Source organism: Fulvivirga imtechensis AK7 (genome assembly GCF_000331535.1).
GTDB lineage: Bacteria > Bacteroidota > Bacteroidia > Cytophagales > Cyclobacteriaceae > Fulvivirga > Fulvivirga imtechensis.
The window spans coordinates 1-12,647 of record NZ_AMZN01000033.1 but is presented as its reverse complement, the minus strand read 5'-3'; the positions used below and the strand labels follow the sequence as shown (position 1 = coordinate 12,647).

The 12,647-nt window shown below is 44.7% G+C and carries 8 protein-coding genes; 3 read left to right on the top strand and 5 right to left on the bottom strand.

Annotation, left to right across the window (positions count from 1 at the left end; translation table 11 throughout):
- Positions 1-30: 30 nt before the first annotated feature.
- From C900_RS09825 to C900_RS09805, 5 genes are all read right to left on the bottom strand, one after another.
- On the bottom strand, positions 31-675 hold the full coding sequence (locus C900_RS09825; RefSeq protein ID WP_009579660.1) for a hypothetical protein: 645 nt from the start codon (positions 673-675) through the stop codon (positions 31-33).
- Positions 676-821: 146 nt separating this feature from the next.
- Positions 822-2,084, bottom strand: coding sequence for an MFS transporter (locus C900_RS09820; protein ID WP_009579659.1), 1,263 nt, complete (start codon positions 2,082-2,084; stop codon positions 822-824).
- A gap of 6 nt (positions 2,085-2,090) precedes the next feature.
- On the bottom strand, positions 2,091-3,194 hold the full coding sequence (locus C900_RS09815) for an MBL fold metallo-hydrolase (RefSeq protein ID WP_009579658.1): 1,104 nt from the start codon (positions 3,192-3,194) through the stop codon (positions 2,091-2,093).
- A gap of 148 nt (positions 3,195-3,342) precedes the next feature.
- A complete protein-coding gene (locus C900_RS09810) occupies positions 3,343-3,924 on the bottom strand; it encodes a Crp/Fnr family transcriptional regulator (protein ID WP_009579657.1) in 582 nt (193 codons plus the stop codon).
- A 197-nt stretch (positions 3,925-4,121) separates the two neighbouring features.
- Positions 4,122-7,283 carry a T9SS type A sorting domain-containing protein gene (locus C900_RS09805; RefSeq protein WP_157493975.1) on the bottom strand — a complete coding sequence of 1,054 codons (3,162 nt, stop codon included), beginning with the start codon at positions 7,281-7,283 and terminating at the stop codon, positions 4,122-4,124.
- A gap of 246 nt (positions 7,284-7,529) precedes the next feature.
- Here C900_RS09805 and C900_RS09800 point away from each other — a divergent pair, with 246 nt between their 5' ends.
- The 3 genes from C900_RS09800 to C900_RS30365 all read left to right on the top strand — a co-directional run bounded on the left by C900_RS09800 (position 7,530) and on the right by C900_RS30365 (position 12,351).
- Entirely contained in the window at positions 7,530-8,216 is a 687-nt protein-coding gene (locus tag C900_RS09800) for a GNAT family N-acetyltransferase (RefSeq protein ID WP_009579655.1), read from the top strand.
- 431 nt (positions 8,217-8,647) lie between these two features.
- Positions 8,648-11,182: an alpha-glucan family phosphorylase gene (gene glgP, locus C900_RS09795; protein WP_009579654.1), complete on the top strand. Its 2,535-nt coding sequence runs from the start codon at positions 8,648-8,650 to the stop codon at positions 11,180-11,182.
- Between the two features lie 425 nt (positions 11,183-11,607).
- Complete coding sequence (locus C900_RS30365; protein WP_009579653.1) at positions 11,608-12,351, top strand: LuxR C-terminal-related transcriptional regulator; 744 nt, start codon at positions 11,608-11,610, stop codon at positions 12,349-12,351.
- Positions 12,352-12,647: the final 296 nt, after the last annotated feature.

The window sequence follows — 12,647 nt, the reverse complement described above, 5'->3', positions numbered from 1 at the left end:
GTGGAAAAATATCTTTCATGTTTTTCCTTACTATTTGCACCAGCATTGACACTTCGCAGTAACTACCGCAGTATACCAGAGAATGCGATTTTTAATCTCAGTTGTTTGTACGGCAGCATCTTTGCCACAGGAATGACACTCAGGGTCTGTACAGTTGACTGAAGAGTTTTCACATTTTGATTGGATATCCTTTAGTGCGTTACGTAAGGCAGATTTGGGGCCATATGATGAAACATCTGCATCTACGTTTTCGGGGGTGGCATTTGCAGCACAAACTCCATTGCCTGTGTTCCCATGTTCCAGATCGGTTGTTGCATCAATAATCGCAGCGCCTAATAGATAAATGAGTATCAGGTATACACCACCTCTAGCGCCCCATTTCAGCCAGGATGTGCCCTTACCAGCGGAGGCCCCTGCTGCAGCGGCCGCATCAGCCTCTGCTTCAGCAACTGCTACTGCCAGTAATTCAGAATCGATGACGCCAGCACGGGCATACAGTCGCAGGAGTCGCATCAGCATGTTTCTGTCAATAACTCCGGATGTCAAAAGCTCGTACAGAGCACGTAGAAGTGCCAGTGGAGTCATATTTTGCGTGATGATATTGCGCAGTCGGGCTGCGGCAGCGGGGTCATGCATTGTAAGCTCCCGCAGCAGGGTTTGTATTAGTTGGTCCATGTAAGTAAGTTTACTAAGTCAATATAATAAATTGACCATCTAAAAGAAAGAGGTTTTTTTGCATCAGAATGAATGCGAAGAGGAAGGCTAGGTTGCAAAACCAGGGTTGCAATGGCACTGATGGGAACTATTTGATGGCTAAAAAACTACCCCTTCATCCTTAATCCAATCACCAAAGCAGAGACCACAGTTAGTCCTCCTATGAGTATTACGGAGATATCAATTCCAAAAAAATCCGCGGTTATACCAGTAAGTATTGCCCCGATGGCATAACCCAGGTCTCTCCATAACCGGAACACACCGATGCTGTTGGCGCGCTGCACAGGATGGGTATAATCGGCTATGGCTGCCAGAAAAGTGGGGTAAACTATGGCTGTACCAATCCCCAGTAAGATACTCAAAAGGGTGAATTGAATGAATGAAGTAGCAAAAACCATGGCCACAATAACGGCCCCCTGAATGAGCATTCCCCAAAAGAGCATAGATTTCTTCGCCAGCATATCCGCCAGTTTGCCGGTGACTAACTGACCCAAACCCCATACCACCGGATAGATGGCTACTATTTTTCCAACTTCTACCAGGCTAAACCCTTTGTTGGCCAAAAGGATGGGAAAAAGGCCCCAGATCATGCCGTCATTCAGGTTGTTCACCAGCCCGGCCTGGGTGATGGACCCGAGGTTGGGATTTGTCCAGGTAGTTTCACGGAAAACATTCTTCAGTTTTTTGACCTGGCTGCTTTTTGTTTCAGTACTGACATGGTGAGCTGTGTCTTTGATCAGAAAAAAACTAGCCAGCAAACCTACAATGACAAAGCCAATACCCAAATAGAATGGATAAGGGCGAAGGCCATATTCTGAGGCCATCCATCCTGTCAGGAAAGCTACGATGCCAACGGCCAGGTAACCTGCAGATTCATTTAAGCCCATCGCCAACCCCCTGTTTCTTTCGCCCACCAGGTCTATTTTCATCACCACCGTGCTGGACCAGGTCAGTCCCTGGTTGATCCCCAGCAGAATATTGGCAGCAATGATCCAGTTCCAACTGCTGGCGTAGATCAAAATAAGGGGAACGGGGAGCCCTACTAACCAACCGATGACCAACAGGTTTTTACGACCTATCTTGTTGGCCCAGGCACCGGTGTAGTAGTTGGTAATGGCTTTGGAAATGCCAAACACTACAATAAAAGATAGGATAGCCGTTTTTGCAGCTATGCTAAAGTCTGCCTCGGCAATCTGCGGGAGTATAGTACGCTCTAATCCGACCATGCCGCCAACAAAGCCATTGATGATTACCAGCAGTGTAAACTGCTTCCAGTTTTCTCTAAGTCCTAATTTAACTTCCCTCCCTAAGGCGTCAGACGGTTCCAAACCGTCAGACGCCTCGCTTTTCAATCCTGATTTAACTTCCATAGCTTTTTATGATATAGCACATCTGTTTGCACCTGCTTCCAACTCAATAGGATCAACACCTGAAGTGTCACCTGATATATTTTTCTCAACAATTTTCAGGTAGTTTTCCGGTGGGCTCGGTATCCGTTGCATTAACAACCGAACAAATGCCTCTTCTTCCTCTGCCAGCATGGATACCTTTGATAAAATATCCTCAAGGCTTGCTTGAATAAATGTTCCGTCAAAGGCAACTGGCTGGCTGGTATGGCCAGGCATGATCAGTATCGATTTGTCCAGTTGCACAAGTTTCTTCAGCGACTGGTAAAGTAACCGGGCCTTCTTTTTGGCCTCGTCTTCATCGGCTTTTAGATCCGGTCTGCCTACCCCATTGGTAAATAGCGTATCACCGGTCAGCAGCACCTGGTCATTCACCAGGTAGGTCATGCTTTCCGGTGTATGACCGGGAGCATGAATAGCCTTCACTTCCAGTTTTTCTAAGAAAAAGATAGAGCCATTTGTGACTGGCAGGAAGGAATACCGAAGTTTATCATTTTCAGGAACAAAGGGTTGAAGGTCATAAGCTGCCGCTAATTCTCTTGCACGGCTCAAATGGTCGGCATGTATATGTGTATCCACTACATATTTCAACGTCAGGCCTCGTTTATCCATGGCATCTTGATAGACCTCTATGGGCAATGAAGCATCGACTACCATGGCTTCGGCTCCTGACACAATCAGGTACGACAGACACCCTTTTCCTGTGCGCCTGAACTGCGTGATATTGAACCCTTCAAAAGATGCAGAGGCGGTGTTCCACGAAAGGCTCCAGCTTTTCATGCCGCCATGCAAGCTATAAGCTTCATAGCCGGCTTTTTGCAGGAGTTCAGAGGCAATCAGACTGGTTTTGCCACCGGCACACACCGTTACTACCGGAACTGATTTATCCAGGTCAATGGACTGAACGGCCCCCGGGTTGTTCTTCTTCAATTCATCATAAATATCCACATGCACGCTGCCGGGAATGTGCCATTCCATGCGTTCATGAGCAGGCCTGATATCCAGTACGCTTACTTCTTTGCCGGTTTCAAGCCATTCTCTGAGTGTGCAGGTATTGATCTCTTTTCGCGCCATTGTATTACATTTTGATAACACAAAGGACGGGGCTATGAAGATCAATTCCTTTTACATTTGTTAAATAATCAGGGATGATAGATGGCCGGAGTAGATTTTTTTGGAACCGGTCTGATTGCGCAACAGTCGTTTTCAGAGAGGAGCCAGATTATGAAAAGTTAGCCCTGATCCTACTCAGGCTCACCTGAGTGATGCCCAGGTAAGAAGCGATATACTTCAGCGGAATATCCCTGACTACAGTGGGTGATTTTTCAATAAGCGATTTATAACGCTCCTCTGCGGAATAAAACTGAAGACTTTCCAGCCGGTTGATAGTATCTACATACGAACGTTCGACAACCTTTCTGAACAGCCTTTCAATATCATGGTGCTGGTCAAAGAGTTCAAAAAGCGGTTTGGCAGGAATGGAAATAAAGATGGTGTCGTATATTGCTTGTATGGCTTTATGGCTTGGTTTGCCGGTAAAAAGACTTTCTGCTCTTATGATCAGGTCGTTTTCAAAGGCAAAATATTCTGTAACATCTTTATCATCTTTGTAATAATAGATCCTGGCGGCCCCATCTTGTACGAAATAGATGGTTTTGCAGGTTTGGCCTATCGATTGAAGATTTTTATTTTTATTGATACTGACGAAAGAACATAAGTTGAAAATAGCTTCTTTGGATTCCGGTGAAATCTGGCTGATCTGGCTTAAATATTCTATGAAGTGCTCTTTGCTTGTGTCTTTCACTTATTTTGAAACGAGTTTTTTCTGTCAATGTACGTAAACTAAATCCTCCTGCAAAAGCTCTTCATCTAAGTTAGACGTTTTCTAATGGTTCTAAGTAAGGTCGGATGCCGATTTTGACCATTGACGTGGCTCATTATATTTCAAAAGTGTTATGATAGCAGTAAATTATGTATCTGCCGGACGTCTGCCTCTAAGTACTATTCCTTTGCAAATTGAAAAACGGATGTTTTATTTTCCTTTGTCAATCTCATCAGGTATAATCCGGGATGAAAGGCGGATATATCGAGTGTAACTACATTTGAGCCCGTGGTTGCAGGCGCTTTCTTGTTGATAAGTATTCTGCCCGAATGGTTAAGCACTTCTATCAGGATACCCTTTTCGTCTGAGGTGGTAAATCCAATATTGAGGACCCCTTTGTTGACAGGGTTCGGGTATAGTGTTATGATACCGACATTATTGACGGAATTTTCAATGGCTATTATATCAGAGTACTCATAAGTACCATCGAAGTCAATTTGTTTGAGCCGGTAATAACTCCTGCCTGCCAAAGGTCTTTCATCATGAAATGAGTAGGCTTTTATACTACTGGTGGTACCACTCCCTGTCACTTTACCCAGCGTGCTCCATGAACGGCCGTCTTTACTTCTTTCAATCAGAAAATGATCATTGTTCAATTCAGAGGCGGTTTTCCACGTGAGCACTACGTGTTCATCGATAGCGCTGCCGTTAAAATATATCAATTGTACCGGTAGTAAATTGTCAATATCAGAGCCGGTAAAAGTGGAGAAAGAGGAGAGCCCTGTGACGGTAACATTGTTGTCAGTTGTATTCGGAGTATTAGAGGCAAAAGAGATCCAGCCGCTACCATCATCTTTTGACAGGCGGATGTCACTTTCCGAAGACAATGTCCCTATCAGTGCTTCGTCATAGTATAGTTTCAGATCATAAGTATAGTCACTTCCTCCAGTGGTCTCTATATCTACATAGCTGTTAAAATATTCTGCAGTGCCGGGTGCCGGGCTTGGTGGATTGACACCGCTATAGTATCGGAGAGCTGTAACTGTGGGCAGCGTACCGGATGCTCCCCATGTAATTTCCGCTATCACTCTGTCACCAGATGTAAAAGTCTCTGTTCCGCCATTGGAGTGAGTGCCGCTGACGCCAGCAGCCGGGGGTGTTGAAGAGGGAGTAAATTCATAGGCCCCCATATCTGGAGCGCCTGTAGCTACAGATATGCTTCTTGCTGTTCCGATAAAGTCATCTGTCACCGTATTGATCTGTACTCCGGTACCGTTGGCGTACCAGGCATTAGGATTTGTAGCATCTGGCAGCAGATTAGAAGTGGAGGTATACCCTGGATCGGCTGTTATAGAGCTGGCATCACTACCGGAAGCTGCCTGCCAGGAGGCTAAAGTAGCGTAATTTGTAGAGCCTATCCTGCCAATGTAATTCGTACCACTGCCGGAGGCATTTACAAAGTAATTGTTATAATTAATATCCTCGAACTGCGAACTGGCCGTCTGAGCAAATATGCCTGCCGATCCTATTCCGGTGCTACCTGACAATCCAAGATTATTAACTATTATATTATTCTTAATTTCTGCCGTGCTGCCCGAGCCAAAGCCTATTCCCACGGAAATAGCATCCGTTTGGTTTAGTGTGGTGCCATTCAGGTAAATAGAATTATTGAAAATATCGATGCCGCTTTGTGTTCCTGATAACAGAATACCATAGGGATTATAATCGTAATACCCCGAAGTGATATCCCACCCATCACCATAAATTCCGTAGATCACATTGTTGCGGATCACACTGCCGGCACCTGTGGTTTCAGAAGCCACCCTGATACCAATGCCGTTGTATCCTCCGGTGCCGGAATATCCGATATTGTAAATCTCATTTTTTTCCAATAAAATATTTGTTGCCCCTGTTCCGAGGCTGATGCCAACATCCTGCTCATTGGCAGTATCATCAAAGTTACCGATAGCATTGCCACTGATAGTACCGGAGCTGACACCGCGTATATATATGCCTACCCGGGAGATCGCGTTTGTACCACTCTGCTCCAGGTCATTATTAGCTATGGTATTGATGCTGCCGTTGATAGCTCCTGCACTGCCTCCGTCTATATAAATGCCGTATTCTCCCGTTATGAACTGGTTATTGTCGATGGTGATCGCAGAGAACCCGCCTGCTCCGTTGTCGTAGGTTTTATCCATAATAAGAATGCCACCCGAATAGACGTTGCCTGCATCATCGGCAGTCTCAATGATAGTATTTTTGATCGTGATGTTGTCATTGAAATTAGGGGATTCGGAGGCAATAAAAATAGTATTGGCCTGAGTGGTGCTGGTATTATTTATAGTGAGATCCCTGGATGCAGTGCCGTTGTTGGAGCCATCGATAACTACATTGTCGGCCTCATTAAGTGTAAACAGGCCGCGGTACATACCATCAACCGGGGCATCTGCAGCCACTGCACCTGAAATTACTGTGGTAACGGAGGCATCTGGTTTTATTGTAAGAGTATAAGAATTAGATTCCGGACTGGGCGGATTTGTATTGAAATTGTCGATGATGATCGGAAAGGCCTCTGTAGTACTATTATACAAAGCATCCGTAAGGTTAAAGGTGACGTTACTCGATACCCCAAAGGTGTTTAGAAAGTATGTAGCCTCGGTAATAGTCGGAAAATACGCTCCGGATGCCTGTCCAATTGTGTATTCTCCGGAAAGAGAAGATGGAACTGGGCCTAATGAGAGTATTATGTTGTCGACTGCTGCCGGCACTCCATTGGTTGTATTATTGTCATTTGTCCAGGTAAACACAATTCTCAGGTCTGAGCGCCCTTCCACCGTAGTGGGTAAGGTTTCGGTATATGTAGTGAAAGAGGCTTGGTTGGAAAATTCATTTCCGGAGTTGAGCCTGTAAACAAAACCGCCATACGCTTCAATGTTTGATTCTGTTAAGTTGGTGAGTGACCTGTCCACTATATATACTTTCATATAATCATAGCCTACTTCTCCAACACATTTCCAGTCAAATTTTATCTCTACATCCAATGAGGCGTCAGAAGGGAAATTAATATCTTTATAGGTATATGTTTCTTCAGCTACAGTCGAATTGTAACCGAACGTTGATCCATCCGAAGAAATGTAGATGCCTTTGACGCCAGAAGATACCCCACCACCATCGGTGCCCCTCCTCCACTGATTGGTACCCCCTGTTTCTACCAGCCAGTTGCCAGCTCCGGGTTGCCCTTCCCAGTTCTGAAAGTGAATGATAGATTGAGAATACAGATCTGTACAAAAGACACAGAAGGCCAATGTAGCTAACAGTTTACAGGAAAATTTGACCATTTTAAGTGACATCCAAACAGCAAAATAACATTTTGATCAAAATAAAAAAATCGAGCCCTTCTTTTTATGCGACCCGGGACCATGGAACTAACATATGCCGGTGGACTTATTGATGTAATACACAATTGGTATTATATTCGTGTTTAAACATCTGCTACCCTGAAAATGGTTCAAGTAATAGACAAGAATTTTCAACTACACGCCACAAAAATTCCAGCCTGCACCAACGGGATGAAAGTGTTTCATATGAAAGGACTCTCTTATGTTGATAGCGGGCTGTCATGCGACACTTTTAACATCATCCATATTTCAGATGGAAATCATGCAACAAATGAAGCCCTGGCAGGTGTGTTGGACTATTTTAAAAAGCATGATCTTGAATATTGCATTTGGGTCAGCGAATCCAATAAAACCGCAGTGCTGGAAGCAGTGTTTGAATCATACTTCATTACACGGCAAGGTGAGGAGGTAGGCATGGTGCTGGATTTGGAGAAGTATCAGCCGTTCTACAGGGATGAATATGAAAATATCCGTATTGTGAACAGTAAGGAGGCGCTTTTTGACTACGCTAATGTGGTTGCATCCAATTGGGAACCCGCGGACCAGAATGTGATCAAATATTACAATATCACCGGTAGTAGCTATTTAGACCCGGCCAATGGTATAATGCTTCTTGTATATTACCACGATGGCAAGCCCGTGGGCACCATTGAAATGTTTCCTTCGGATAGTGCAACCATCGGATTATACGGCCTCGCCACTATACGATCGTTCAGAGGAAAGGGCATCGGATCAGCCCTAATGGACTTTGCTTTGAATAAAGCTAAGGAAAAAGGCTACCAACAGGCGGTGTTACAAGCAACGGAAGACGGTATAGGTATTTATAGGAAGCAAGGCTTTGTTGAATACAGCAAATACTATGAATACTCATAACCACAACATTTGATTGCTTATATTGTTACATAGCTAGTGTAGAGTTAAGCATACTTTAGCCATGCCAAGCTTTGTTATGTTGTTCCATGCTGCCTAAAAAATACTTACGGCTATGCTCATATTTTTTGCGTTGCCTGGAACAAAAATAACTGCAACTTATACGGCACAGTACTCTACACGGGTGTCTCTAAGAAAATGCCAATGTCTGCGTTACGCTCGCCCCAAAAAATGCTCACGTACCTCAGTACGCTCTGCTTTTTGGCACTTCGTTCCGCCCTTTGGCGGAAACGTGTTGCTTAAAGCCACTTAGAGTTTTCTTACAAACACCAGCTAACTGTAAAAATAAGCGGCAATGATGAAGATCATCTAAATCTCAATTAAAATGTCATTGGGTTTCATGTCAGCATAATGGAATTTGCTCTAATTCGGATATGAGCCAAAAAAGATTCTTTCAGGACCAACTTTACGGATTTTTGCCCACGGATATCGATGGGTTGGACATGCTTATTGAACTGGCTCTGGATATTCGATGGTCATGGAATCATGCCGCGGATAAGATATGGAAACATCTCGATCCTGCTCTCTGGGAGCTTACTCATAACCCCTGGATAGTTTTACAGACTGTTTCCAGAAATCAGCTTGAGCGACAGTTGGCCGATCCGGCTTTTAAACGAAGGATAAGAGAGCTGATAGCAGAACGAGAACAGGAAGCTATTGCCACAACCTGGTTTCAGCAGAATCATACACATGCTCCCCTTACTTGTGTTGCATACTTCAGCATGGAGTTTATGCTAACGGAAGCGCTCACCATTTATTCGGGGGGTCTGGGCAATGTCGCGGGTGATCAGCTCAAATCTGCCAGTGATCTGGGCGTACCTGTTGTTGGGGTAGGGCTCTTGTATCAGCAGGGTTATTTTCGGCAGGGGCTCGATCAAAATGGTGATCAACTGGCAATGTTTCCTTATAACGAACCTGGGCAGTTACCGCTGACACCATTACGCCTGCCTGATGGCGAGTGGTTACGATTAAAAATCGACTTGCCGGGTTATCCGGTCTGGCTTCGCACCTGGCAGGTACAGGTGGGCAGGGCCAGGCTGTACTTGTTGGATAGCAATGATGCCGCTAATCTTCCTGTTCATCGAGGTATCACAAGTGAACTATATGGTGACGGCATTGACACTCGAATAAAGCAGGAGATCATTTTAGGAATAGGAGGATGGAAGCTTCTGCGTGCACTGGGGCTGAAGCCGGAAGTTTGTCATATTAATGAAGGACACACAGCCCTTGTAATTTTGGAACGCGCCAGCGATTATATGAAAGAGGCTGGAGTCTCTTTTGAAGAAGCTCTGGCTGTTACCAGGGCCGGCAACCACTTCACCACGCATACCACCTTATCATCCAGTTTTGATCGTTTCAACGCTGCAACTATAGAGCAGTTTCTCGGATCATACGCCAGACATGATCTGGGGATCAGCCTGAATCGCCTGATGGGGCTTGGTCGTGAGACTGCGGGCAATGAAAATGAACCTTTTAACATGGGCTATCTCGCTTTTCGCGGCTGTGGTGCCGTTAATGGAGTCAGCCGGCTTCATGGGGAGGTGAGCAGACGCCTTTTTGAACCGATTTTTCCACGCTGGCCTACTCCCGAGGTTCCGGTGGGTTCCGTAACTAATGGCGTGCATATGCCCGCCTGGGATTCAGAGCTTGCTGACAACCTGTGGACAAAAACCTGTGGAAAGGAAAGATGGAAGGGTACCCTTGACACACTGGAACAAGACATCTGTTGTCTGTCTGACGAGGCGCTTTGGCAGTTTCGCAATCAGTCGAGAGATAAGCTTGTCAGTTTCATACGAGAAAGATGGGAGAGACAACTGAATATTTCGGGGTATCCTACTGAAATGGTTGAAATGGCAAAGCGGGTTTTCAATCCTAAAGTACTGACTTTAGGCTTTGCCCGAAGGTTTGTGCCTTATAAAAGAACCAACCTGTTGCTTCATAACCCTCAAAGATTAATTCATTTATTGACAAATGAGCAACGCCCTGTGCAATTGGTTGTAGCCGGTAAGGCTCCCCCTCGTGATCCGGCCGGGAAGTCACTGATCCGCCAATGGATACAGTTCATTCAGCAATATCACCTGTATGATCACGTCATATTTTTGAGCGATCACGACATCTTTTTAACGGAGCAACTGGTTCGTGGCGTGGATGTTTGGATCAACACTCCTCGTTACCCAATGGAGGCATCGGGTACCAGCGGCATGAAGGTGTTAGTTAATGGAGGCATTAATTTGTCAGTGCTGGATGGCTGGTGGGCAGAGGCCTACAGCCCTGAGGTAGGCTGGGCGATAGGAGATGGCAAACAATATGGTGATGATGTAGACCAGGACGCAACAGATGCAAATGCCTTGTACAACCTGCTGGAACATGAGGTAATACCGGAATTCTACGAACGAAATGCCGCAGATATACCTGAAAGATGGGTGAAAAAAATGCGCAGAAGCATGGCCACTTTGACACCCCGTTTTTCTTCAAACCGTACCGTCCGCGAGTACACGGAAAAGTACTATTTGCCTATGGCGGAGAGGTATCTGCAGCGTGCTGCTAACAGAGGAGAGCAAGGGATAAGGATTGCCAATGTGCAGGCTGAACTCAATAACAGGTGGTATGGATTATCATTCATCGATGTAAAAGCAACCGCCATTGCAAATGGATATTTATTTCATGCCTCCGTTTTTTTTAACGGTATTGATCCTGAAAAAGTGTGTGTTGAGGTTTTTGCTAATGAAGAAAGAGGAGAGGAGCCGGTGCGTGTAAAGATGACTGGCCAACCTCATGAACAATACCATGAATTTAGTGTGGAGATAACCACCAAAAGAGCGGTCAGCGATTACACCGTTAGGATCGTTCCTGCTTATGAAAATATCTCTGTGCCCCTTGAAAATAATCTGATTCTTTGGCAGCGGTGAATTTGAGTGAGACACATAAGCATCAGATGCTGCGGGTGTTTTTCCCCTTTTATCTCAGGTATTTTGCCCTTGATAATAGGTATGTATAAAAATAATATTTGTATAACAAAATATTGTCCAGGAGGTAAAGATCAAGTGGTGCAATCCGAGCCAGGAAACATAAACACTACATGTCTTTGCCTGGAAACGGAGCGATAATACTGTAAGTTCAGCATTTTATTTAGGCATAAGCGTGAGGGATTTATCGATTGTTTATTGAAAAGTACATCGATCTTTTTCCGGTGATTGAAGTGACTGTACTATTGAATTAGAACTTTGCTTAAATTAATGATACGAGCGAATATGTAAGGAGCAGGCAACGATATTTTGTAGAGTGAGCATAGTGCAGTTGACTTATAATTTGATTAAAACCAACACCAAATACTATGTATTCTACCAAAGAACAGGAAGAAAAACTGAGTTTTATCTCCTATTCGGATCTTTTGTCGGAAGACAACCTGAGTCCTTTCGATGAAGTATCATCTGTTGTATTCTTTATCTGCGATTTAAGTAATAGCCGGATATTATTTGTTAGTAATTCCTCGAAGGAGTTGCTGGGCCACAACCCTGAAGAATTGATGCAGGGTGGGCTGGATGCTTTTATTTCACTCATACATCCGGATGATTACCCGATGTTATTAAGCAGGTATGCGGCTAAGGTTTCAGATATGAAAAAATCACTCCCGCCAAGCGATAAAACATTATGCTTAACAAGCTATCTCAGAATATCTCATGGTGATGGTCATTGGGTAAAGCTACATGCTGACCTGATCATGTTAAGCTTTGATACGGATAATAATCCTGAAAAGATTTTCGGAAACCTTAAGGTACACGCTGAAAGGAAATCGCCAGCGCCTATGTTCCCTGATTTTAGTGATAAGCCTTCGAGAAAACAGGTGGCGCTTCCCATTCAACTGAACCTGAAGGAACCCCCTTGCGAAAAAGTTTCCTGTAGGGAAATGCAGGTGCTGAGACTGATTGCTGACGGGTACTCTGCCAAGCAAATAGCCGATAAGCTGTACATCAGCGAGCATACTGCTATTAATCACCGAAAGAATCTGATAGAGAAGTTTAACGTAAAAAATACGGCAGAGCTGATCAAGGACGCCTCGAAAGTTTACTGGCTTTGATGTAATTGCCGTGCGGTGGTTTCCTAAGCCTGCCAGGACTAGGAAACCTGAGTATGCTGTCAATGCTTCCGAACGTTAAGCTTTACCAAACTTTAGAAGTTTAGTAAAGCACCCCAGGAGTTTATTTATCTCCCTCTGCAGGCAACAATTTTCCTTTAAGCTATAGTTGGGTGCGTCAATAAACCAATATGGAAGGTCTTAGTTTGGCAGTGTAATTTCAGGAGGTCACACGCGCTAACCCTTATCCCTTATCCGTGGTCTGTGGCTCACAGACCATAAACAATTGCCGTGCGGTG

Coding starts and splice junctions, on each gene's coding strand:
- C900_RS30365 (WP_009579653.1), top strand. CDS start 11,608: ATGTATTCTACCAAAGAACAGGAAGAAAAACTGAGTTTTATCTCCTAT.
- C900_RS09805 (WP_157493975.1), bottom strand. CDS start 7,283: ATGGTCAAATTTTCCTGTAAACTGTTAGCTACATTGGCCTTCTGTGTC.
- C900_RS09815 (WP_009579658.1), bottom strand. CDS start 3,194: ATGGCGCGAAAAGAGATCAATACCTGCACACTCAGAGAATGGCTTGAA.
- glgP (WP_009579654.1), top strand. CDS start 8,648: ATGAGCCAAAAAAGATTCTTTCAGGACCAACTTTACGGATTTTTGCCC.
- C900_RS09825 (WP_009579660.1), bottom strand. CDS start 675: ATGGACCAACTAATACAAACCCTGCTGCGGGAGCTTACAATGCATGAC.
- C900_RS09820 (WP_009579659.1), bottom strand. CDS start 2,084: ATGGAAGTTAAATCAGGATTGAAAAGCGAGGCGTCTGACGGTTTGGAA.
- C900_RS09800 (WP_009579655.1), top strand. CDS start 7,530: ATGAAAGGACTCTCTTATGTTGATAGCGGGCTGTCATGCGACACTTTT.